We start from the raw sequence: 21,033 nt of genomic DNA, 5'->3' as shown, positions 1-21,033 counted from the left end.
CCGCGACGACCCCCTGCCCGCCGACGGCGTTCTCTCACCACCAAGGTGGTACGCATCCTCTTACTTCTACTCGCACATTGAAGCAGAATTAGTAAGTGATAGCGTAGCAATATGAAGGATCACCAGGCGACGCCCCTATCCCCGCCCCAGCGAGACGGAGGTGCTCGGCGGGCGGGCGCGCCCCACTGGACCGAGCACGTGATCTGGTGGCACGTCCACCCACTGGGATTCACCGGGGCCGAACCCGAGGCCGTGTCCGCTCCGGTCCGCCACCGCCTCGACCGGATCATCGGCTGGCTCGACTACGCCGTCGAGCTCGGCGCGTCCGGGCTGCTGCTGGGACCGATCTTCGCGTCGGAGACCCACGGGTACGACACCGTCGATCACCACCGCCTCGACCCCCGGCTGGGCGACGCCGGGGATTTCGCCCGGCTGGTCACGGCCGCGCACGACCGGGGCATGCGGGTGCTGCTCGACGGTGTGTTCAACCACGTCGGCCGCGGTTTCCCGGCCTTCCGCCGCGTCCTCGCACAGGGCCTGGCGGCGCCGGAGGCGAACTGGTTCCACCTGAGCCAGCCGGACGGCGCGGGTCCCGGCGCCGAACCCGGCTACGAGACGTTCGAGGGGCACCGGCGGCTGGTCGCGCTGAACCACTCCGAACCGGCGGTGGCCGATCACGTCACCGATGTCATGTGCCACTGGCTCGACGCGGGGGCCGACGGCTGGCGCCTGGACGCGGCCTACGCCGTGCCGCCGGCGTTCTGGGCCGAGGTCCTCACCCGCGTCCGCGCCGAGCACCCTGGCGCGTACTTCGCCGGCGAGGTGATCCACGGCGACTACGCCGCGATCGTCCGCGACTCCACGATGGACACGGTGACGCAGTACGAGCTGTGGAAGGCGATCTGGAGCTCCCTCAACGACCGCAACCTCTTCGAGCTCGCCTGGGCGCTCGACCGGCACAACTCCTTCCTCGCCTCCTTCGCCCCGCTGACGTTCGCCGGCAACCACGACGTCACGCGCCTGGCCAGCGCCCTGACCGACCTGCGCCACCTGCCGCACGCCCTGGCCGTTCTGTTCACCGTCGGCGGCACCCCCGTCGTCTACTACGGGGACGAACAGGCGTTCCGGGGCGTCAAGGAGCACCGCGCCGGCGGCGACGACGCGATCCGCCCGCCCTTCCCCGCCGGCGGCCCCGGGGAGCTCGACCCCGGCGGGTGGCCGGTGTACCGGCTGCACCAGGACCTCATCGGGCTGCGCCGGCGCCATCCCTGGCTGCACCGCGCGCGGAGCCGGCCTCTGCACCTGTCCGGCACCCGGCTGGCGCTCGAGGTGAGCGACGGCCGGCAGCGGCTGGTGACCGTCCTCAACCTCGACGACGCCCCCTTCGAGCAGACCGTCCCCGGCCTCACCCGGGTGCTGGCGGGAGAGGCGGTCCTGCGCGGCGCGACCGTCACCCTGCCCGGCCACGGCTGGGCCGTGCTGGGCGACCACGACCCTCTGGAACGGAAAGGACAGTCATGACCACCTCCCCCGCACCGGCCTCGCCGCCCGCCTACCCGATGGCCCGGACGTGCCCGTACGGCTTACCGCCCGATCTCTCCCGCCTGCGGGAGGAGGAGCCGATCACCAGGGTGCGGCTGTGGGACGGCAGCACTCCGTGGCTGGTGACCCGCTACGACGACGTGCGCGCGGTGCTGGCCGACCCGAGGTTCAGCGCCGACGCCGGCCGGCCGGGGTACCCGGCGCGCGGGCCGTCCAGCCGGGCACGCCGACAGGGGCCCGGCTCGTTCATCACCATGGACCCGCCCGAGCACACCCGCCACCGCCGGATGCTGATCAGGGAGTTCACGGTGCGGCGGACCGAGACGCTGCGCCCGGTGGTCGAGGAGACCGTCGAGCGGCTCCTGTCCGGCATGGCCGCGGGCGGGCAGCCCGTGGACCTGGTCCAGGCCTTCGCGCTCCCTCTCCCGTCGACCGTCATCTGCCACCTGCTCGGTGTGCCGTACGCCGACCACGCCTTCTTCGAAGAGCAGAGCCGCCGCATGCTCGACCTCCAGGGCGATCCCTCCGCCGCCGCGGACGCGGCCCGGACCCTCGCCGCCTACCTTCGCGACCTGGTCGTCGCCAAGGCCGCCGCCCCGGGAGACGATCTCATCGGCCGGCTCGTCCTGCGGCACGTCCGTACCGGGGAGCTGACCCTGCGGGAGACCGTGGCCACCGCGATGCTGCTGCTCGTGGCCGGGCACGAGACCACCGCGAACATGATCGGCCTCGGGGTGCTGACGCTGCTGCGCCATCCGGAGCAGGCCGCCGAGATCCGTGACGCGGACGATCCCGCCGTCGCGGACGCCGCCGTGGAGGAGTTGCTGCGCCTGCTCACGGTCGCCCACACCGGCAGGCGCCGGGTCGCCGTCGAGGACGTCGAGCTGGGCGGGGTGACGATCAGGGCGGGCGAGGGCGTCATCGCCGCCGCGGACGCCGCCAACCGCGACCCCGCCGTCTTCGCCGTCCCCGACGAGCTGGACATCCACCGCGCTCCCAACCACCACGTCGCGTTCGGCTTCGGGGTGCACCAGTGCCTCGGCCAGCCGCTCGCCCGGCTGGAACTGCGGATCGCCTACCGGGCCCTGTTCCGCCGCTTCCCCTCCCTGCGCCTGGCCGTCCCCGACGACCGGCTGAGCTTCCTCCACACCATGCCCATCTACGGCGTCAGGTCGCTCCCCGTCACCTGGTGACGGCCCGGCCGGGCCGGATCTCTGGCGTAATCTGCAATATCTGTGACGTTGACGCCATCCGGGGCCCGCGACCAGCATGGAAGGCATGCAGCGGCATGTCGTGATCGTGGCCTTCGAAGGCTTCCAGCTGCTCGACCTGGCCGGACCGGCCGATGTGTTCTCCACCGCGAGCCTGCTGGTGCGGGACGGCGGCTACCGGGTCGAGGTGGCCGCCGTACGCGAAGGGCCGGTCGCCGCCGGCAACGGGATCACGGTGACCGCCGCCCGCGCGCTCGGCGAGATCGAGGGCCCGGTCGACACGTTGCTGGTCGTCGGCGGCCTGTCGGTGCCGGAGCACCTGGCCGACCGGGAGCTGGTCGGCGCGATCGCGCGCCTGGCCGCCGGCGCCCGCAGGGTCACGTCGGTGTGCAACGGCGCGTTGCTCCTCGCGGAGGCCGGCCTGCTGAACGGCCGCCGGGCGACCACCCACTGGCTCACCGCCGGCGACCTGGCCGCCCGGTACCCGGAGGTGGAGGTGGACGCCGACCCGATCTACATCGAGGACGGGAAGGTGTGGACCTCGGCCGGGGTCAGCTCGGGTGTCGACCTGGCGCTCGCCCTGGTGGCCCGCGACCACGGGCACGCCCTGGCCCGGAACGTGGCCTGCGGCCTGGTGGTGTACCTCCACCGGCCCGGCGGGCAGAGCCAGTTCAGCACGCCGATGCAGGCGATGACGCCGCGCAGCGAGCCGCTGCGGGAGCTCCAGGCGTACATCGACCTCAATCCCGCCGCCGACCTGAGCGTCCCCGCCCTGGCCCGCCGGGCGGGGATGAGCGAGCGGCACTTCTCACGGGTTTTCACCGAGCAGACCGGGCTCTCGCCGGGCAGGTACGTCGAGCGCAGCCGCGCCGACACGGCCCGGCGGCTCCTGGAGGTCACCGGTCACCCCCTGGACAGGGTGGCCAGGGAGTCCGGGTTCGGTACGCCGGAGACCCTTTACCGCGTGTTCCGCCGCCACTGGCGGATCTCACCCGGCGACCACCGTCGCCGGTTCCAGTCGAAGGAGAATCCACGTTGCGCGTCGCCATCCCTCTCTACCCCCGCTTCACCGCCCTCGACGCCGTCGGGCCGTACACGGTGATGGCCTTCGCCCCGGGGTGCACGGTGACCTTCGTCGCCGCCGAGCCCGGTCCCGTCCTGGACGACCGGGGGACCCTCAGCCTGGCGGCCACGGCCTCCTACGCCGACCTGCCCGACCCCGACGTGGTGATCGTGCCGGGCGGACCGGGGACGGGGGACGCCCTGTCCGACCCGGACCTGGTGGGCTGGATCGCCCGGGCGCACGAGCACACGCGCTGGACGACGTCGGTGTGCAGCGGGTCGTTCCTGCTGGGCAAGGCGGGACTGCTCGGTGGCAGGAGGGCGACCTCGCACTGGGCCATCCTCGATCAGCTCGCGAAGTTCGGGGCCCAGCCGGTGAGCGAGCGGGTCGTGACCGACGGCAGGATCGTGACCGCGGCGGGCGTGTCCTCGGGCATCGACATGGCCTTGGCGCTGCTCGCCCGCGCCTTCGACGAGACGACGGCGCAGGCGGTGCAACTGGTGATCGAGTACGACCCACAGCCGCCGTTCGACGCCGGCTCCCCGAAGACGGCTCCGGCGGGGCTGGCCGAGCGGGCGCTGAGCCTTCTTTAGAGCGCCTTCCTCCGCCCGGTGGGCCAGAGGTGCTCCTCGAGGCAGCGGTCGTGCTCATGGCCGCGCTCCGCTCGGCGGCGAGGGGCGCCCCTCGAGGCCCTCACTCGGCGATGGCGCGCATGGCGATGACCTTGGTGATGCGGACCCGTACGACGATCTCGCCGGGGACGCCGTTGCGCCTGCCGAACTCCTCGGCGCGGTCGGGGCCCATGTAGCGCCCGCCGAGCACCGTGGCCCATTTGACCAGCTCGTCCAGGTCGTCGGAGAGGGTCGCGGTGCCGTCGATCATGACGAAGGAGTACGGCGGGCGCTCCTCGTCGACGCAGGCGGCGAGCCGGGGATCGCGGCGCAGGCTCTTGGACTTCTGGCCGGTGCCGCTGGTGGTGAAGACCAGGTCGTCACCGTCGAGAGTGAACCAGACGGGGGTGACGTGCGGGCGGCCGTCGCCCCGCGCCACCCCGATCTTCGCCGTCCGCGTCCCCTCGAGCACGAACTCGCGCCACTCACTGTCACCCATTCGCTCCATACCGTCACGGTACCGGCACACCGCGCCGATCTCGGGCCGGACCCGCCGGAACGGTCAGCGGCGGCGCGCGGCCCGTTCGGCGGCGTCCATGGCCTCGGCCTCGTCCGGGGTGGGGGCGGAGCCGCCGAGGTGGGCGGGCTGCCACCAGGCCCCCGGGCGGCCGCCGGGATAGGCGCGCTGCACCCGCTCGAGCTGCTCGGACAGTCGGACGCGCAGGTCGGCGGTGAGCCGGGCGACGTCCTCCCCCGGCTTGGGGAACATGGGCTCGCCGACGTCGACGGTGACGGGCAGACGCCGCTGGAGGAGGTTCTTCGGGCGGCCCTTGGTCCACATGCGCTGGGTGCCCCAGACGACGACGGGGATGAGCGGCACCTCGGCGGCGGCCGCCATGCGGACCGCGCCGTTCTTGATCTCCTTGACGGTGAAGGACCGGCTGATCGTCGCCTCGGCGAACACCCCGACCACCTCGCCGGACCGCAGGTCGCGCACGGCCCGGTCGTACGCCCCGGCCCCCGCCGCCCGGTCGACGGGGATGTGGCGCATGCCGCGCATCAGCGGCCCGGAGACCGGGTGGGCGAAGACCTCCTTCTTGGCCATGAACCGCACCAGGCGGCGGGAGGGCAGCGCGCCGTACCCCACGAAGATGAAGTCGAGATAGCTCACGTGGTTGCTCACCAGCACCGCGCCGCCGCTCGCCGGCACCCGCCCGGCCCCCTCCACGGCGACCCGGAGGTCGAGCGCCTTGAACAGCCCGCGCGCGGTCGCGATCACCAGGGGGTACACGATCTCAGCCATGTACCGAACAGTAACCTACGTTCGCGTAAGTTGCGCGCGGTGTCCAGGAGCGTGCCTACTTCAGTCCCGAGAAGCTCATGGTCGCCACGAAGTGCCGCTGCGCGACGATGAACGCCACGACCAGCGGGAGCGTCGCGGCGAGGTTGCCCGCCATCAGCGCCGACCACTCGGTGTGCCGGGCCCCCGCGAAGGTGGCCAGGCCCATCTGCACCGTGTAGGTGTCCTCGGAGCTGATCGCGACGAGCGGCCAGATCAGGTCGTTCCAGGCGCCGAGCAGCGTGAAGACGGTCAGCGTGGCGAGCGCCGGGCGGGCGAGCGGGAGCACGACCCTGAAGAACACGCCGAGACGCGAGGCCCCGTCGATCGTCGCGGCCTCCTCCAGCTCCCGGGGCAGCGACAGGAAGAACTGCCGCATCAGGAAGACGCCGAAGGCCGAGGCCAGCCAGGGGACGAAGGCCGCGCCGAGCGTGTCGATCAGCCGCAGGTTCCGGAACATCATGAAGGTCGGGATCATGAGCACCTGCACCGGCACCATGACCGTGGCCATGATCAGGGCGAAGGTGACCCCCCTGCCCCGGAACCGCAGGCGGGCGAAGCCGTAGCCCGCCAGGGAGCAGAGCACCAGGTGCCCGGCCACGGCGACCGCGGAGACGATGACCGTGTTCAGCAGCCAGCGCGGGTAGTCGTCCTCGGTGAAGATCCGCTGGAAACCGGCCAGGGTGAAGTGGGAGGGCCACAGGCGCGGCGGATAGCGGTTGATGTCGGTGTCCGGCATGAACGCGGTGAGCGTCATCCACACCAGCGGCGCCACGAACACCAGTGCCGTCGGCATCAGGATCAGGTGGGCGAGCCAGTGCCGCCGCCCCTTCCCGGACGGGTGCGGGCGCCGGTGGAGCGCGGTCGTTCCGGTCATTTGGCCTCCCCCCGGCGCGAGTACCACAGGGCCAGCGCCGACACCACGAGCGTGAGCACGAACAGGCCGTAGGCGACCGCGGCCCCGTAGCCGGAGTGGAACAGCTGGAACGCCTGCTGGTACAGGTAGAAGACGATCACGGTGGTGGAGTCGAGCGGCTGCCCCTTGGTGGTGGTGTAGACGAGGTCGAACAACTGGAGCGCGTTGATCGTCTGCCAGATCACCAGGAACACCGTGGCCGGGCGCAGCTGGGGCACGGTGACGTTCGTGAACACCTGCCACCAGCCGGCGCCGTCGACCCGCGCGGCCTCCGTCAGCTCGCGCGGGATGTCCTGCAGCGCCGCGAGGTACACCACGGCCGGGAGGCCGACGCCGCCCCACAGGGAGATGACGACCAGCACGATCATGGCCTGACCGGGGTCCTGCATGAACCCCATGCGGGGCAGGCCGACCGCCTGGAGCAGCGTGTTGGCCACGCCGAACTCCGGGTCGAAGACGAAGTCGGCGAGGATGCCGGTGGCGGCGGCCGAGACGACGTACGGCACGAAGATGCAGGTGCGGTAGAACCCGATCAGCCTGATGGGCCGGTTGAGGGCGATCGCCAGCGGCAGCCCGAGGAGCACCGAGCCGGGCACGAACAGCACGGTGTACAGCAGCGTGTGCCCGGTCGCGGCCAGCAGGTCGGTGTCGCTCAGCATGTCGCGGTAGTTCTGCAGCCCGACGAACTCCCCGCCGGAGATCAGGTCTCCGTCGCGCAGCGACAGCAGCAGCGCCCACGCCGCCGGGAACAGCGACAGCCCCACGATCACCAGGGTCGCCGGGAGCACGAAGCCCCATCCGGTCAGGTCGGGCAGCAGGCGGCGGGGACCCACGCGGAGAGGCACCCGCCGCACGCCCACGGAGACGCTCATCGTGACCTCGCGAGCACCCGGCCGGACTCCTCGGCCGCCTGGTCGAGGGCCTGCTGCGGCGGCGTGCCGCCGATCATCGCCCGGGCGATGGCGTTGCCCATCTTCTCGGACAGGTCCGGATAGGCCTCCAGGACCGGGCGGGCCTGCTTGGCGTTGGCGAGGTTGGCGGTGAACACGTCCACGCCGGGGAAGTCCTTGACGAACTTCTTGTAGGCCGGCAATTCCATGGTCGCCTTGCGGACGGGGAGGTTGCCGAGGCCGAGCGTCCACCGGGCGTCCTGCTCTGGCCGTGTGAGCCAGGTCAGGAAGTCGGTGGCGGCCTTGGCCCGGCGCGAGCCGTTGTCGAACACCACCCAGTTGTCCGGACCGGCGATGGTCTCGTGGTTCCCCGCGTATCCCGGCAGGACCTGGACGCCGTAGGAGATCTTGTGCTCGATGAAGTCGAGCAGCGCGTAGGGCCCGGCGACGACCATGCCGAGCTTCCCGCTCTGGAACAGCGGCAGGAACTTCTCGCCGTTCTGGTCAAGGTAGACCGACTTGTCCTGGCGGGCCATCGCCTGCCAGAGGCCGAGCGCCTGCACCGCCTGCGGGGTGTTGACGGTCGCCTTCTTCCCGTCCGCCGAGACGATCGCACCGCCCTGCTGCCACAGCATGGGCCAGAACCGCCACGTGGTGTCCTCGGTGCCGGTGACCGGGTAGGCCGTGCCGTACACGCCCTTGTCGGGCGAGGTCAGCTTCTTGGCGGCGGCGCGGAAGTCGTCCCAGGTCCAGTCCTTGGACGGGTACGGCACCCCCGCCGCGTCGAACAGCTTCTTGTTGTAGACGACGGCGAGGTTGTCGACGATGGCCGGGATGCCGATGACCTTGTCCTTCACCTCGGCCACCGCCCGCTCCGAGGGCCAGAAGTCGTCCCAGCCGAACGCCGGGTCGTGTACGACCTTGCTCAGGTCGTACACCTTCGGGCTCTTGGCCAGGTGGGCCCCCCAGGAGCCGTACATGTAGGCGATGTCCGGGGCGTCCCCGCCCGCGAGCGCCGCCTGCACCTTCTGCAGCATGTTGTCGACGTTGGTGGTGCCGACGGCCGGCACGACCTGGACGCCCGGGTGGGTGCGGTTGTAGTCGGCCGCGAGCCCGTCGATGACCTTGGCCTGGAGCTCCACCTGGCCGTGCCACCAGACGACCTTCACCGGACCCGAGGAATCCTCGGCGGGCGCCCCGCACGCGGCGAGCGCCGCGACCGCGACGGCCGCGGCGACCAGCGCTCCCCTCAGGCGCCCGCTCACGACCGGCTCCGCAGCGGCTCCGGCAGCAGGTCGCCGTGCGCCCGCACCATGTCGTCGCACAGCTCCGCGATGGCCTCGACGGTGAGCGACGCTGCGGTGTTGGGGTCGGCCATCATGGCGTGCCGGATGTACTCCGGCCGCCCCTCGACGGCGGCGCGCACGGTGAGCTCGTTGACGGCGACGTACGCGCGGTTCAGGGCCGCGCACTGCGGCGGCAGGTCCGGCACCGCGGTGGGACGCACGCCGAGCGCGTCCACCGCGCACGGGACCTCCACGACGGAGCCCGCGGGGAGGTTGCCGATCAGCCCGCGGTTCACCACGTTGCCGTAGACCACGCGGGGAGTGCCGGTGACGATGCTGTGGATGATCTGCGGCGCGTACTCCATGGTGGCCTCGACGGCGATCGGCCGGCCGGCCCGCAGGGCGTCCCGGGTGGCCTCGTAGCGGCGCACGTTCTCCTCGCTGATGCCGATGTAGGCGCCCACCGGGAGGCGCAGCCGCTCGATCTCCTGGTCGCTGTGCAGGTACCAGGGGACGTACTCCGCCGAGTGCTCGCTGCTCTCGGTGGGATAGACCCCCAGCCGCCGGTACATGTCGACGCGGACCCGCCGCAGCAGGCCGGGGTCGCGCTCGATGGCCTCGTCGAGGAGCGGGTACAGGCTCTCCCCCGCCCGCTCGAACCGCAGCACCCACGCCTGGTGGTTCACCCCGGCCGCGAGGTAGGAGACCTCTTCCAGGGGGACGCCGACGAGCTGGGCGAGGTCGTGCATCGTCCAGTGCACCGAGTGGCACAGGCCGACGACGTTCTTGACGGGGGTGGCCGCGGCGAGGTACCAGACGTTCATCGCCATCGGGTTGGTGTAGTTGAGCAGCCAGGCGTCCGGGCACAGCTCGGCGATGTCGCGGCCGATCCCGTCCAGCACCGGGAAGGTGCGCAGCGCCCGGAAGATCCCGCCGACACCGAGGGTGTCGCCGATGGTCTGGCGCAGGCCGTGGCGCGCCGGGATCTCGAAGTCGGTCCGCGTCGCGTCGATCATCCCGACCTGGATGATGTTGATCACGAAGTCGGCGCCGTCGAGGGCGGGCCGCCGCTCCAGGTGGGTGGTGATCTTCAGCGCGCCGCCCGCGCCCTTCTCGGCGGCGATGTAGCGGGCCGCGGCCTCGGCCGTCTCCAGGCGGTCGGGGTTGATGTCGTGCAGGGCGATCTCCAGGTCGGAGCGCTCTCGCAGTTCGGGGAAGCCGAACAGGTCGGTGAGCAGTCCCTGCGTGAACTCGACGCTGCCGGCGCCGAGGAATGCGATCTTCACAAGAGGTGCACCTCGTCCCAGGTGGGCTGCGCGGCGGTACCACCCGCCGCGCGGGTCGAAAGGGTCCCGGACGCCGCGGCGACCAGGACGCTCTGTCGAAGGTCCAGGCCGCGCAGCCGGGCCGCGATGAATCCGGCATTGAAGGAGTCGCCGGCGCCGACGGTGTCGACCACCGGCCCGGCTTGCGGCAGGTGGGGCGGGAGGACCCGTACGGCCTCGCCGTCCTGCCAGGTCAGCGCCCCGGCGGCGCCGTCCTTGACGACCGGCAGCACGCCGCGCGCGGCGAGCGCCCCGGCGGCCTTCTCCAGCACGTCCTCACGGGTGATGGCCAGGGCCTCGGCGGCGTTGGGCAGCAGCACGTCCACCGCCGCGAGCACCTCCTCGAGCCCCCGCCACTGCCCCGACGGGTCGTCGTTGGTGTCCAGCGAGGTCGTACCGGGCGCCGCCCGCAGCAGGTCCGGCAGCCCGGCGGCCAGGCGCGGCTGGAGGAAGTAGGACGCCACGTGCACGTGCCGGGCGGCCGCGACGAGCCGTTCGGGCACGTCGGCGGCGGTGAGGTACGGCAGGCAGCCGGGCGCGGTGAGGATGGCCCGCTCCCCCGCGCCCTCGGTCAGCACGACGGTCAGCGCGGTCGGCCGCTCGTCGATCACGCAGTGGGAGGTGTCGACGCCGGCCTCGGCGAGCACGCCGAGGACCAGGCGGCCGGCGGCGTCGTCCCCGACGCGCCCGGCGAAGGCGGTGCGCAGCCCCAGGCGGGCGGCCCCGTGCGCGGTGATCGCGCCGGACCCGCCCAGCACCAGCTCACCGCGCTCCACAAGCTCTTCGTGCTGGCCGTACGCCGGCCGGCGTGGCGCTCCGGAGAGCACCACGTCGGGGTTGGCGTCGCCGATGACCAGCAGGTCGTACTCAGGTGCCACGGCAGGGGGTTCGGGGGGTCGCGTCGAGCTCCAGCTTCTTCTTGAGGGAGTTGAAGTTCAGGCTGTTGGCCTTGGAGCAGAACTTTGAGGTGGACAGGTTGTACTCCACTTCGAACACCGCCTTGCCGGCCTTGACGAACTGGTCGTAGCCGTAGTCACCGTTGTCGGCGGTGGTGCACTCGGAGAACTCGAAGCACTGCTCGTTCAACGCGAAGTCGAAGTAGGGCAGCAGCTTCGGGATCTGGGCGTTGTCGTTCTTCAGCGCCACCGACAGGCCGCGCTTGTGGGCCTCGTTGGCGAGCCAGGTGTTGTAGGCCAGCTGGTCCTCCGCCTTGAGCGGGAAGCCGGTCTTGTTGGTGTAGCCGTCGACGTTGTCGGGCTCGACGGCGTCGAAGCCCTTGGCCTTGCACATGTCGAGGCGGGACTTCATGATCGTGCCGAGGGTGCCGCCGTACTGGCGGATGTCGAGCCAGCGCTCGCCCTCCCAGCCGTCCAGGTTCTTGCCGAGCACCGAGGCCGGGAACTGCGCGGCGTCGGGACGCCAGTTCTCGTACGACCCGGCGCTGATGTAGCAGACGACCTTGCGGCCGGCCTTGGTGTCGTGCAGCGACTTCACCAGGGCGCTGCCGGTGTTGAACCCGTCGATGTCGTACATCTGCACGTCGAGGAAGGGAGCCGAGGGCACGCTCTTGAGCTGCCACTGCCAGCTGGTCTGCAGGGCGGGCTTCCAGCAGCCCGAGCAGGCGACCGGGTCGGGCAGGGCGGCGGCCTGGGCCTGCGCCTGGACGGCCGTCAGGGACAGGACCGTCAGCGCGATGATGGATGTCAGCCGCGATAACCGCATGGACACTCCTCGCAAACAAGTAGGTTCCGGTGAAGTGGCGTCATGCGCGCTGTTCCTCACTCTCCGCGCCGCCTTGCCAGGGACGGACGGAGTGGCGAGGCCCATGTACTCGTCAGGGCTCACGCCAGCACGCGCATCGGGTCTCCTTTCCGGCCTACCTCGAATGCCCTTCAGATTTGCGCGTTTCTGCGTGAACTTCAAGCGTTTCGAGCATAAAGAGTCGATTACGGCCGAGTGGCAGGGCGCAGCGCGCTTGCCGGATGGCACCAACGGGCAGAGATCCTGCCGAGGCCACCAACGCCGGCCGAGGGGCGAGGTCATGAAGAAGCTCATCAACAGCCCGGAGAGCGTCGTCACCGACGCGCTCACCGGCATGGCCGAGGCCCACCCCGGCCTCCTCCGCGTGGACCTCGAGAACAAGATCATCTACCGCCGGCAGTGCCCCACCCCCGGCAAGGTCGGGCTGGTCTCCGGGGGCGGCTCCGGCCACGAGCCGCTGCACGCCGGCTTCGTCGGGTACGGCATGCTGGACGCCGCCTGCCCCGGAGAGATCTTCACCTCGCCCGTCCCCGACCAGGTCGCCGAGGCCACCAGGGCGGTCGAGGGCGGCGCCGGGGTGCTGTACGTCGTGAAGAACTACACCGGCGACGTGCTGAACTTCGACATGGCCGCCGAGCTGTGCGCCGAGGACGGCGTCGAGGTGGCCACCGTGCTCGTCAACGACGACGTCGCCGTCAAGGACTCCCTGTTCACCGCCGGCCGGCGCGGCACCGGCGCGACGGTCTTCGTCGAGAAGATCGCCGGGGCGCTGGCCGAGGCGGGTGCGCCGCTGGCGAAGGTGGCCAGGATCGGCGAGGAGGTCAACGCGCGCAGCAGGTCGTTCGGGGTCGCCCTGGCGGCCTGCACGGTTCCGGCCGCCGGCAAGCCGACCTTCGACCTGAGCGACCACGAGGTCGAGCTCGGCATCGGCATCCACGGCGAGCCGGGCCGCACCCGCGCCCCCGCCGCGCCCGCCGCCGACATCGCCCGCCTCGCCTTGGACGCGATCCACGCCGACCGGCCCCTGTCCGGGGGGAACCTGGTGATGGTCAACGGCACCGGCGCCACCCCGCTCGCCGAGCTGTACATCGTGTTCGCCGAGGTCGCCGCGTACATGCGGGAGAAGGGGGCCGAGCCCGTCCGGGCCCTGGTGGGCAACTACGTCACCAGCCTCGACATGCAGGGCTTCTCGATCACCGTGTGCACGCTGAACGACGAGCTCACCCGGCTCTGGGACGCCCCGGTGGAGACCCCCGCGCTCCGCTGGGGCCGATGATGGCAGCAGACCGACCGTCACAGGAGCCGCAACCTCATGGACGCCCAGTTCTTCGCCTCCTGGATCGAGGAGACCGCCCGCGTCGTCACCGACAACCGTGACCGGCTGACGCGGCTCGACGCCGCCATCGGTGACGCCGACCACGGCACCAACCTGCACCGCGGCTTCGTCGCCGCCGTCGACGCGCTGGCGTCCGACCCGCCCGACACCCCGGGGCGGGTACTGGTCGTCACCGGCATGACGCTGATCCGCAAGGTGGGCGGCGCCGCGGGCCCTCTTTACGGGACGGCGTTCCGGCAGATGGGGGTCACCTTCGGCTCCAAGCAGGAGATCACGCTCGCCGACCTCGCGGCGGCCCTGGAGGCGGCCGTGGCCGGCGTGCGCAAGCTCGGCGGCGCCGCCGAGGGCGACAAGACCATGGTGGACGCCCTCGCCCCCGCCGCGCGGGCCCTCACCGAGGCCGCCCACGGCGGGCTGAAGACCGAGGAGGCGCTGGACGTCACCCGGACCGCCGCCGAGGAGGGCGCGCGGGCGACCGTCCCGATGCAGGCGCGCAAGGGCCGGGCCAGCTACCTCGGCGAGCGCAGCATCGGCCATCTCGACCCCGGCGCCGCCTCCAGCGCGCTCATCATCGGCGCCCTGCGGTCGGTAGCCGGCGTATGACCGGTACGCCGGCCGAGAACATCGTCGGCATCGTCCTCGTCTCGCACAGCGCGGCGCTCGCGGCCGAGGCCGCCGCCCTGGCCCTGGAGATCGCCGGCTCCTACGTCCACGTCGTCCCGGCGGGCGGCACCGACGAGGGAGGGTTCGGCAACAGCTACGACAAGGTCGCGGCGGCCATCAGGACGGTCGACCGGCAGCGGGGCGTCGTCCTCATCCCCGACCTCGGCGGCTCGGTGCTCACCGCCCGCCTGTTCGAGGAGCCCGGCTCGATCGTCATCGCCGACGTCCCCTTCGTCGAGGGCGCCATAGCGGCCGCGGTCCTGGCCGGCGCGGGCGCCACCCTGGAGGAGGTCGTCCACGCCGCCGAGGAGGCCCGGCACTACCGCAAGGCCTAGACCCGTTCTCCGCACATCGCCCCGCCGTGCCCGCGGCGAGGTTCAGGAGATCCGCTCGGTGCCGCCGCTCAGCGCCGCGGCCTCGATGGCCGCCAGTAGCCGGTGGAGGCGAGCGGCGGTGTGGAAGCTCGGCCGCGGCAGGCGTCCTTCCTCGATCGCCCGGGCGATCTCCTGGTAGAGGGCCGCGACGTTGGCGACGGGTCCGGCGGCCGGGTCGAAGGGGACGCTTCGGTAGGTGTCCGGCACCTTCACCGGTTCGCCGTCGACGCGGATGTCCCAGTCCGTCCAGTGCAGGTACTTGCCCGGCTCGGTCGGGGTGACGGTCAGCGTGCCCTTGGAGCCGACCAGCTTGACGAGGAATCCGTCCGGACCGCCGCTCCCTCCGTGTACGGCGACCGACGCCGTGGCGCCGTCCCGCAGCGTGCCGTGCAGCAGCACGTGGCCGGGCACCAGGTTGGCCACCGTCCGGCCGGTCCCGGCGACGGCGACCCTGTCATGCGGCCGGGGCAGCCTGGCGGACACCTCCACGAGCTCACCCGCCATCCGCTCCAACGTCGCCAGGAAGTGACCGGCCATGATCGTCAGCACCGTGGTGCCTCCCGCCGGATCGGTGCTCCACTCGAGCTCCGGCGGGATGCTCGGGCCGCCCAGAGGAGCCCCCGAGGCGACCATGATGGCCGACTCCAGACGCCCGATGCGGCCCTCGGCGATCAGGTCCGCGACGAAGCGGGCGTCAGGGGACTGATATCCCTGCAGGCACACGGCGTGGACCACTCCGGCGGCCTCGGCGAGCTCGGCGAGCTCGCCCGCCTCGTCGTGGTCGACGGTCAGCGGCCATTCGGAGAGCACGTGCTTGCGTGCTTCCAGCGCGGCTCTGATGATCGCGGCGTGCCCGGGCGCCTTCACCGACACCACGACCAGGTCGACGTCGCTGTGGGCGACGAGCGCCGCCGCGTCCCCGAACGCGAGAGGGACGCCGTGCGCGGCCGCCGCCTTGTCGGCGCTCGCCTGGTTGGTCGTCGCCACCGCGGTCACGCCGAACTCCGCCAGCCCGGCGAGGGCGGGCAGGTGCGAGACGCCCGCCCAGCCGCTCGCTCCGACGACTCCGACTCTGATCATACGGATGACCCCCTAGTTGTATACCGATTGGTATGAAACTAAGGGAGGCGGAGCCGGGAGTTCAAGAGGTAATGTACTGATAGGTAAAAAACTTTGAGGAGGTTCCGGCATGGCAGGCGGCCGCCCCCGCGCCTTCGACGTCGACGCCGCACTCGACCGCGCCCTGGAGGTGTTCTGGCGGCAGGGGTACGAGGGCACTTCGCTGTCGGACCTGACGGCCGCGATGGGCATCAACCGGCCCAGCCTGTACGCGGCCTTCGGCAACAAGGAGGAGCTGTTCGCCAAGGTCCTGGACCGCTACATCACCGGCCCGGGAGCCTTCGCCGCCGAGGCCCTGACGGCCCCGACCGCGCGCGAGGTCGTCGCCCGCATGGTCGGCGGAGCCGTCGAGCTGACCACGGGACCGCACACGCCTCCGGGATGCCTGAGCGTGAACAGCGTCCACGCCTGCGGCCCGGCCTCGGCGCCGGCCCGCCAGGCGGCCATCGCCGCCCGGAAGGCCGGCGAGGTGGCCCTGCGCCGGCGGTTCGAGCAGGCGTCCGACCTGCCCGCGGGCCACGACCCCGCCACCCTCGCCCGGCTCGTCCACACCATCACCGACGGCATCGCGGTGCAGGCGGCGAGCGGCCGCGGCCGCGACGAGCTGCGCCAGATCGCCGACCTCGCGCTGGGCGCCCTGTTCTCCTCGCCGAGCTGAGGACGCGACCGGAGGGCACCGCTCCCCCGTCACCCGGGGTGGCCCGCACGCGCCCGCGGAGCGGCACGGCCCTCCACGCGTTCCCCGTCATGGGTTTGAAATCGGATCAGCATTAAGGTTAGCCTTACCTAAATCGCGCTGCGGGAGCTCCGCCGGCGCGACCTCTTCGGCTCGACCTCCCCTTTTCCTGAGTCGGACGCCGTCCCCTGCCCATGAATGACGAGGAACACCCATGCCGTTCAGGTACACGCTCCCGGCGATCGCCCTCGCAGCCGTGCTGGCCCTCAGCGGCTGTTCCGGCGCCGAGAAGGAGAGCGCGGCCACGCCCGCCGCGACCGGCGGCGCGGCGTTCCCCGTGACGATCGACAGCGCGCTCGGCCAGGCGAAGATCACCAAGAGGCCCGAACGCGTCGTCACCCTCGGGCAGGGATCGGCCGAGACCGCCATCGCCCTGGGCGACACGCCGGTGGGGATCGAGAGCTACCCCTGGGGCAGCGACAAGACGGGATACCTGCCGTGGATCCACGAGGCGGTGACCAAGGCCGGCGGCATCCTGCCCAAGCAGTTCACCGGCGGGGAGGACATCGACTTCGACACCATCGTCGAACTCGACCCGGACGTGATCCTCGCCCCGTGGTCCGGGATCACCAAGGAGCAGTACGCCATCCTGTCGGACATCGCGCCCACGGTGGCCTACCCCGGCCTCCCGTGGAGCACCAGGTGGGACCAGCAGATCGAGATCATCGGTAAGGCCCTCGGCAAGCCCGCCGAGGCACGAACGCTGATCTCGCAGGTCAGGAAGCGGCTCGCCGACGCGGCCGCGTCGCGGCCGCGGTACAAGAGCGTCACCTTCTCCTACATCTACACCACGGGCCCCGGCACACTCGGCGTGTTCATGCCCGAGGAGCAGCGGGTCGAGATGGTCTCCTCCCTCGGGCTCACCGTGGACCCGGTGGTGAACACCTTCAAGGAGACCGAGGGCACCGCCTCCGCGGTCATCGGCCTGGAGAACGCCCAGAAGCTCGCCGGCAGCGACCTGGTCTTCACCTTCTACATGGACGGCAGGACCCGCGCCGAGATCCAGGCGCAGAAACTGTACGCGGCGATCCCCGCGGTCAAGCGCGGCGCCGTCGTGGCGAGCGAGGACAACTCCTTCGTCACCGCGTCGTCCATCATCAACCCGCTCACGGTGCCCTGGGTGGTCGACCGCTACCTGCCGCTGATCGACAAAGCCGTCTCCACCCTCCACGGCTGAGGCCGCACACCCTCCATGGTCACCCACAGCACATCCCTGCCGGGCGGTGCCCGCGCGAGAGGCGGCGCGACCCGGCAGGCGGTCATCCTGGCCGCCGGTCTCGCCGTGCTCGCGGCCGCCGTGCTGGCCAGCATCGCCTTCGGCAGCCGTCCCACCGCGTTCGGGGACGTCCTGCGCGTCCTCGGCGGCACCGCCGACCCCGCCACCACCGCGGTCGTCGAGAGCCGCTACCCCCGGACCGCGCTCGGCCTGCTCGCCGGGCTCTGCCTCGCCGTGGCCGGGACGCTCCTGCAGGGGGTGACCCGCAACCCCCTCGCCGATCCGGGGCTGTTCGGGATCACCGCGGGCGCGTCGGCGGCCATCGTCACCGCGACGGCGTTCCTCGGCGCCTCGGGGCAGGCGGCCGCCGTGTGGTGGGCGCTCCCGGGCGCCCTCCTCGCCGGGCTGCTCGTGTACGTGATCGGCGCGGCCGGGTCCGGGGCGGGGCCGGCGCGGCTCGTCCTCTCCGGGGCGGTCGTCTCGGCGGTGCTGACGGCGTACGTGCAGGCGGTGGCGCTGGGCAAGCCGCGCGTCTTCGACAGCTACCGCTACTGGGTCGTCGGGGCGCTCGGCGGCAGGGACTTCGACGTGTTCGTCTCGGTGCTGCCCCCGGCCGTGCTCGGCCTGCTGCTCGCGGTGCCGCTGGGCTCGGGTCTCAACGCGCTCGCGCTCGGCGAGGAGTCCGCCTCCGCGCTCGGCGCGAACCCCGCCCTGGTGCGTTCGGGCGGGCTTCTCGCGGCGACGCTGCTGAGCACGGCGGCGACCGCGGCGACCGGCCCCATCGCGTTCGTCGGCCTGGCCGTCCCGCACGTGGTGCGGGCGCTGGTGGGCGCCGACTTCCGCGCGCAGATCGCCTTCTCGGCCGTCGCCGGCCCGGCGCTGCTGCTCGCGGCCGACGTGGTGGGACGGGTCGTGCTGCGCCCGCAGGAACTGATGGTCGGCGTCGTGACCGCGTTCATCGGGGCGCCGGCCCTGCTGGTCGCCGTCCGCAGGATGAGGGGCGGCGCATGACCCCCACCCGCCCGGCGCCCCCGCCGGGTTTCCTGACGATCGGACGCAGGGTGGCGATCCCGGTCGCGCGGGTCTCCCTCGTCACCGCGGTCGTCACGGTGGCGCTCCTCCTCGCGGCGGCCGTCGCCACGCTGTCGCTCGGGCGGCTCGGCATCCCCCTGGCCGACCTTCCCGGCGCCCTCACCGGAGGCGCCGAGGGCGGCGACGCGTTCGTGCTGGAACGCCTGCGCGGGCCGCGCCTGGCCGTGGCCGCCGGCACGGGCGCCGCGCTCGGCCTGTCGGGCGCGCTGTTCCAGACGGTGACCCGCAACCCGCTCGCCAGCCCCGACGTGATCGGGCTGAACGCCGGCGCGGGAGCCGGCGCCGCCGTCGCCACGCTGCTCCTGCCGGGGACGCTGCCGCCCCCCGTCGGCGCCCTCGCCGGCGCGGTGCTCGCCATGGCGCTGGTGCATCTGTCCACCGGGGCCGGGTTCCGCGATCCGGGACGCCTCGTCGTCGCCGGCATCGGCGTCTACGCGATCGCCACGGCGTTCACCCAGTACGTCGTCTACGCGGTGGAGCGCGACAAGGCGAGCGCCCTCACCGCCTACCTCAACGGCAGCCTCGCGGCCCGCTCGTGGGAGCACGCCGCCACGATCTGGGCGGTCCTCCTGATCGTGGCCCCCCTGGTCGCCCTCGTCGCGCCGCGCCTGTGCGCCGCGGAGATGGGCGACGAACTCGCCGGCGGGCTCGGAGCCGAGCCGGCGCGGACCAGGGGCGTCGCCGTCGTCCTGTCGATCGTGCTGTCCGCCGGGGCCGTCAGCGTCGCCGGCCCCGTCGCCTTCGTCGCCCTGACCGCCCCGCAGATCGCCAGGCGGATCACCCGCGGGGCGGGCCCGCACCTGACGCTCGCCGCGCTGATGGGGGCCCTGCTGCTGGTGCTGGCGGATCTCGCCGCGCAACGGTCGCCCGTCCCCGGCAACCTGCCCGTCGGCATCTACACGCTGGCTCTCGGCGGCGCCTACCTCGGATACCTGCTCACCCGGGAATGGAAGAGAGGAACTCTATGAGCGCCGGGACGGGCCTCGGCACCCACGGCCTCACCGTCTCCTACGGGGGCGCCCCTGTGGTGCGCGAGGTGAGCGTCACCGTTCCGCGGGGGGCGTTCACCGTGATCGTCGGCCCCAACGGGTGCGGCAAGTCGACCCTCCTCAAAGCCCTCGCCCGCGTGCGGCGGCCCGACAGCGGGCAGGTGACGCTGCACGGCCGCGACCTGTGGTCGTACCGGGCGAAGGAGGCCGCCCGCCACCTGGCGCTCCTGCCGCAGACCCCGGTCGCGCCCGACGGGATCAGCGTGCGCGGCCTGGTACGGCGGGGCCGCTACCCGCACCACACCCTGCTGCGCCAATGGTCGCCGGAGGACGACGCGGCGATCGGCTTCGCCCTCGACCGCACCGGCCTCGGCGACCTGGCGGACGCCAAGGTGAGCGAGCTGTCCGGCGGGCAGCGGCAGCGCGCGTGGATCGCGATGGTCCTCGCGCAGCGCACGGACCTGCTGCTGCTCGACGAGCCGACCACCTTCCTCGACATCGCCCACCAGTACGACCTGCTGGAGCTCTGCCACGAGCTGTACCGGGACGGCCGGACCATCGTGGCCGTCCTGCACGACCTCAACCAGGCCGCCCGCTTCGCCTCTCATCTGGTCGTGATGAAGAGCGGGCGGGTGGTCGCCTCGGGCGCTCCCCCGCAGGTGCTGACCGCGCCCCTGGTCGAGGAGGTGTTCGGGCTGGCCTGCGACGTCGTTCCCGATCCGCGGACGGGCACCCCGATGGTGGTCCCGCACGCCCGCTTCCCCGGCCTGGTGCACCCGGGCGGGAGCCAGGGCACGCCGTAGCCGCCGGCGCCTCCCGGGCCGGGCGGGCACGGCCGCCGGGAGGCCGGGCACGGCCCCTACTCGGGGATGCGGGCCATCATCCGTTCCATGCCGTTGACCCAGTTGTCGCGCAGGGCGGCGGCGGCCCCGGCCAGGTCGCCGGCCTGCAGCCTCTCGGCGATGCGGCGGTGCTCGGCGGCCTCGCGCTCCAGCTTGGCGTCGTCACCGGCGAGCAGGTGGGCGTAGCGGCGCATCCCGGCCTTGACGCTGGTGATCAGGTCGAGCAGCCGCTCGTTGGGGCAGCCGCTGACCAGCAGGTCGTGCCACTCGTCGTCGTGCCGCTCGATCACCTGCTGCTCGGCCACCGGGTCGGGGAAGTCGTCGGCCATCCGGAGCAGGCCGGGGGCGATCGAGCGCAGGTGGGCGGGCTCGGAGCTCTCCAGCGCCAGCGCCTCCAGGGCGGCGACGATCGCGCACAGCTCGCGGAACTCCTTCCGGCTGACCGGCGCGAACCTGAAGCCCCGCCCCTGGTTGCTCTCCAGCACGCCCTCTCCCGCGAGGGTGATGAGCGCCTCCCGCAGCGGCGTGCGGCTCACGCCCAGTTCGGCGGCGAGGGCGGCCTCGTTGATGTCGGTGCCCGAGGCGAAGTCACCCCGGTCGAGCCTGAGCAGGAGTTCCTCTCTGATGTGCTCGCGCAGCGGACGCCGCTCGATCGGCATGACGCTCCTCACTCTCCTCCGTACCCCGCGAAGTTTATCCCTTGACGGCACTCATAATACTGT

At 72.3% G+C, this 21,033-nt stretch carries 22 protein-coding genes; 12 read left to right on the top strand and 10 right to left on the bottom strand.

Features of this window, described 5'->3' with window-relative positions; translation table 11 throughout:
* Positions 1-111: 111 nt before the first annotated feature.
* The 4 genes from KIK05_RS14445 (at position 112) to KIK05_RS14430 (ending at position 4,409) form a co-directional block, all read left to right on the top strand.
* The gene (locus KIK05_RS14445; RefSeq protein ID WP_214411200.1) at positions 112-1,521 is read left to right on the top strand and encodes an alpha-amylase family glycosyl hydrolase; all 1,410 of its coding nucleotides are present in this window, start codon (positions 112-114) and stop codon (positions 1,519-1,521) included.
* Positions 1,518-2,735, top strand: coding sequence for a cytochrome P450 (locus tag KIK05_RS14440; protein ID WP_214411199.1), 1,218 nt, complete (start codon positions 1,518-1,520; stop codon positions 2,733-2,735). Before KIK05_RS14445 ends, KIK05_RS14440 begins: the two co-directional genes overlap by 4 nt.
* 85 nt (positions 2,736-2,820) lie before the next feature.
* Entirely contained in the window at positions 2,821-3,855 is a 1,035-nt protein-coding gene (locus tag KIK05_RS14435) for a GlxA family transcriptional regulator (protein WP_214411198.1), read from the top strand.
* The gene (locus KIK05_RS14430; RefSeq protein ID WP_214411197.1) at positions 3,789-4,409 is read left to right on the top strand and encodes a DJ-1/PfpI family protein; all 621 of its coding nucleotides are present in this window, start codon (positions 3,789-3,791) and stop codon (positions 4,407-4,409) included. Before KIK05_RS14435 ends, KIK05_RS14430 begins: the two co-directional genes overlap by 67 nt.
* Positions 4,410-4,509: 100 nt before the next feature.
* Here the strand turns inward: KIK05_RS14430 and KIK05_RS14425 are convergent, their stop codons facing one another.
* From KIK05_RS14425 to KIK05_RS14390, 8 genes are read right to left on the bottom strand one after another with little or no spacing between them, the layout of a single operon-like run.
* Entirely contained in the window at positions 4,510-4,935 is a 426-nt protein-coding gene (locus KIK05_RS14425; RefSeq protein ID WP_214411196.1) for a PPOX class F420-dependent oxidoreductase, read from the bottom strand.
* 54 nt (positions 4,936-4,989) lie between these two features.
* Complete coding sequence (locus KIK05_RS14420) at positions 4,990-5,730, bottom strand: lysophospholipid acyltransferase family protein (RefSeq protein ID WP_214411195.1); 741 nt, start codon at positions 5,728-5,730, stop codon at positions 4,990-4,992.
* A 55-nt stretch (positions 5,731-5,785) separates the two neighbouring features.
* Positions 5,786-6,643 (bottom strand): carbohydrate ABC transporter permease, encoded by an 858-nt coding sequence (locus KIK05_RS14415; RefSeq protein WP_214411194.1) that lies wholly within the window; start codon positions 6,641-6,643, stop codon positions 5,786-5,788.
* Positions 6,640-7,554 carry a carbohydrate ABC transporter permease gene (locus KIK05_RS14410; protein WP_214411193.1) on the bottom strand — a complete coding sequence of 305 codons (915 nt, stop codon included), beginning with the start codon at positions 7,552-7,554 and terminating at the stop codon, positions 6,640-6,642. Before KIK05_RS14410 ends, KIK05_RS14415 begins: the two co-directional genes overlap by 4 nt.
* Positions 7,551-8,837 (bottom strand): ABC transporter substrate-binding protein, encoded by a 1,287-nt coding sequence (locus tag KIK05_RS14405; RefSeq protein WP_214411192.1) that lies wholly within the window; start codon positions 8,835-8,837, stop codon positions 7,551-7,553. Before KIK05_RS14405 ends, KIK05_RS14410 begins: the two co-directional genes overlap by 4 nt.
* Complete coding sequence (locus KIK05_RS14400; protein ID WP_214411191.1) at positions 8,834-10,144, bottom strand: alpha-glucosidase/alpha-galactosidase; 1,311 nt, start codon at positions 10,142-10,144, stop codon at positions 8,834-8,836. Before KIK05_RS14400 ends, KIK05_RS14405 begins: the two co-directional genes overlap by 4 nt.
* Entirely contained in the window at positions 10,141-11,061 is a 921-nt protein-coding gene (locus tag KIK05_RS14395) for a carbohydrate kinase family protein (protein WP_214411190.1), read from the bottom strand. The genes KIK05_RS14400 and KIK05_RS14395 overlap by 4 nt, the downstream gene beginning before the upstream one ends.
* Positions 11,051-11,905, bottom strand: a complete 855-nt coding sequence (locus tag KIK05_RS14390; protein WP_214411189.1) for an endo alpha-1,4 polygalactosaminidase — start codon at positions 11,903-11,905, stop codon at positions 11,051-11,053. Before KIK05_RS14390 ends, KIK05_RS14395 begins: the two co-directional genes overlap by 11 nt.
* A gap of 319 nt (positions 11,906-12,224) precedes the next feature.
* Between KIK05_RS14390 and dhaK the strand changes: the two genes are divergently transcribed.
* Genes dhaK through KIK05_RS14375 form a run of 3 tightly spaced genes read left to right on the top strand, consistent with a single transcriptional unit; the run spans position 12,225 to position 14,278 of the window.
* A complete protein-coding gene (gene dhaK, locus KIK05_RS14385; RefSeq protein ID WP_214411188.1) occupies positions 12,225-13,220 on the top strand; it encodes a dihydroxyacetone kinase subunit DhaK in 996 nt (331 codons plus the stop codon).
* A 36-nt stretch (positions 13,221-13,256) separates the two neighbouring features.
* Positions 13,257-13,883 carry a dihydroxyacetone kinase subunit DhaL gene (gene dhaL, locus KIK05_RS14380; RefSeq protein ID WP_214411187.1) on the top strand — a complete coding sequence of 209 codons (627 nt, stop codon included), beginning with the start codon at positions 13,257-13,259 and terminating at the stop codon, positions 13,881-13,883.
* On the top strand, positions 13,880-14,278 hold the full coding sequence (locus KIK05_RS14375) for a PTS-dependent dihydroxyacetone kinase phosphotransferase subunit DhaM (protein ID WP_250562771.1): 399 nt from the start codon (positions 13,880-13,882) through the stop codon (positions 14,276-14,278). The genes dhaL and KIK05_RS14375 overlap by 4 nt, the downstream gene beginning before the upstream one ends.
* Before the next feature lie 42 nt (positions 14,279-14,320).
* Here KIK05_RS14375 and KIK05_RS14370 read toward each other — a convergent pair whose 3' ends face one another.
* Positions 14,321-15,397, bottom strand: a complete 1,077-nt coding sequence (locus KIK05_RS14370) for a Gfo/Idh/MocA family protein (protein ID WP_214411186.1) — start codon at positions 15,395-15,397, stop codon at positions 14,321-14,323.
* A gap of 109 nt (positions 15,398-15,506) precedes the next feature.
* Here KIK05_RS14370 and KIK05_RS14365 point away from each other — a divergent pair, with 109 nt between their 5' ends.
* The 5 genes from KIK05_RS14365 (at position 15,507) to KIK05_RS14345 (ending at position 20,272) form a co-directional block, all read left to right on the top strand.
* Positions 15,507-16,094, top strand: coding sequence for a TetR/AcrR family transcriptional regulator (locus KIK05_RS14365; protein WP_214411185.1), 588 nt, complete (start codon positions 15,507-15,509; stop codon positions 16,092-16,094).
* Positions 16,095-16,326: 232 nt separating this feature from the next.
* Complete coding sequence (locus KIK05_RS14360) at positions 16,327-17,349, top strand: iron-siderophore ABC transporter substrate-binding protein (protein ID WP_214411184.1); 1,023 nt, start codon at positions 16,327-16,329, stop codon at positions 17,347-17,349.
* Positions 17,350-17,364: 15 nt separating this feature from the next.
* On the top strand, positions 17,365-18,399 hold the full coding sequence (locus KIK05_RS14355; RefSeq protein ID WP_214411183.1) for a FecCD family ABC transporter permease: 1,035 nt from the start codon (positions 17,365-17,367) through the stop codon (positions 18,397-18,399).
* Positions 18,396-19,448, top strand: coding sequence for a FecCD family ABC transporter permease (locus KIK05_RS14350; RefSeq protein ID WP_214411182.1), 1,053 nt, complete (start codon positions 18,396-18,398; stop codon positions 19,446-19,448). The genes KIK05_RS14355 and KIK05_RS14350 overlap by 4 nt, the downstream gene beginning before the upstream one ends.
* Positions 19,445-20,272, top strand: coding sequence for an ABC transporter ATP-binding protein (locus KIK05_RS14345; RefSeq protein WP_250562770.1), 828 nt, complete (start codon positions 19,445-19,447; stop codon positions 20,270-20,272). The genes KIK05_RS14350 and KIK05_RS14345 overlap by 4 nt, the downstream gene beginning before the upstream one ends.
* A 56-nt stretch (positions 20,273-20,328) precedes the next feature.
* On the opposite strand, the gene KIK05_RS14340 is transcribed toward KIK05_RS14345, so the two are convergent.
* Complete coding sequence (locus KIK05_RS14340; protein ID WP_214411180.1) at positions 20,329-20,970, bottom strand: GntR family transcriptional regulator; 642 nt, start codon at positions 20,968-20,970, stop codon at positions 20,329-20,331.
* Positions 20,971-21,033 lie beyond the last annotated feature (63 nt).

This window comes from Sphaerisporangium fuscum (assembly GCF_018531465.1).
In the GTDB taxonomy this organism is placed as follows: domain Bacteria; phylum Actinomycetota; class Actinomycetes; order Streptosporangiales; family Streptosporangiaceae; genus Sphaerisporangium; species Sphaerisporangium fuscum.
Note: the sequence above shows the minus strand (reverse complement) of the source record. Positions and strands in the feature narration are given on the sequence as shown.

Excerpts from the sequence above, each read along its gene's own strand:
- KIK05_RS14445 (WP_214411200.1), top strand. The coding sequence starts at position 112 with ATGAAGGATCACCAGGCGACGCCCCTATCCCCGCCCCAGCGAGACGGA.
- KIK05_RS14440 (WP_214411199.1), top strand. The coding sequence starts at position 1,518 with ATGACCACCTCCCCCGCACCGGCCTCGCCGCCCGCCTACCCGATGGCC.
- KIK05_RS14435 (WP_214411198.1), top strand. The coding sequence starts at position 2,821 with ATGCAGCGGCATGTCGTGATCGTGGCCTTCGAAGGCTTCCAGCTGCTC.
- KIK05_RS14425 (WP_214411196.1), bottom strand. The coding sequence starts at position 4,935 with ATGGAGCGAATGGGTGACAGTGAGTGGCGCGAGTTCGTGCTCGAGGGG.
- KIK05_RS14420 (WP_214411195.1), bottom strand. The coding sequence starts at position 5,730 with ATGGCTGAGATCGTGTACCCCCTGGTGATCGCGACCGCGCGCGGGCTG.
- KIK05_RS14415 (WP_214411194.1), bottom strand. The coding sequence starts at position 6,643 with ATGACCGGAACGACCGCGCTCCACCGGCGCCCGCACCCGTCCGGGAAG.
- KIK05_RS14410 (WP_214411193.1), bottom strand. The coding sequence starts at position 7,554 with ATGAGCGTCTCCGTGGGCGTGCGGCGGGTGCCTCTCCGCGTGGGTCCC.
- KIK05_RS14390 (WP_214411189.1), bottom strand. The coding sequence starts at position 11,905 with ATGCGGTTATCGCGGCTGACATCCATCATCGCGCTGACGGTCCTGTCC.
- dhaK (WP_214411188.1), top strand. The coding sequence starts at position 12,225 with ATGAAGAAGCTCATCAACAGCCCGGAGAGCGTCGTCACCGACGCGCTC.
- dhaL (WP_214411187.1), top strand. The coding sequence starts at position 13,257 with ATGGACGCCCAGTTCTTCGCCTCCTGGATCGAGGAGACCGCCCGCGTC.
- KIK05_RS14375 (WP_250562771.1), top strand. The coding sequence starts at position 13,880 with ATGACCGGTACGCCGGCCGAGAACATCGTCGGCATCGTCCTCGTCTCG.
- KIK05_RS14370 (WP_214411186.1), bottom strand. The coding sequence starts at position 15,397 with ATGATCAGAGTCGGAGTCGTCGGAGCGAGCGGCTGGGCGGGCGTCTCG.
- KIK05_RS14365 (WP_214411185.1), top strand. The coding sequence starts at position 15,507 with ATGGCAGGCGGCCGCCCCCGCGCCTTCGACGTCGACGCCGCACTCGAC.
- KIK05_RS14360 (WP_214411184.1), top strand. The coding sequence starts at position 16,327 with ATGCCGTTCAGGTACACGCTCCCGGCGATCGCCCTCGCAGCCGTGCTG.
- KIK05_RS14355 (WP_214411183.1), top strand. The coding sequence starts at position 17,365 with ATGGTCACCCACAGCACATCCCTGCCGGGCGGTGCCCGCGCGAGAGGC.
- KIK05_RS14350 (WP_214411182.1), top strand. The coding sequence starts at position 18,396 with ATGACCCCCACCCGCCCGGCGCCCCCGCCGGGTTTCCTGACGATCGGA.
- KIK05_RS14345 (WP_250562770.1), top strand. The coding sequence starts at position 19,445 with ATGAGCGCCGGGACGGGCCTCGGCACCCACGGCCTCACCGTCTCCTAC.
- KIK05_RS14340 (WP_214411180.1), bottom strand. The coding sequence starts at position 20,970 with ATGCCGATCGAGCGGCGTCCGCTGCGCGAGCACATCAGAGAGGAACTC.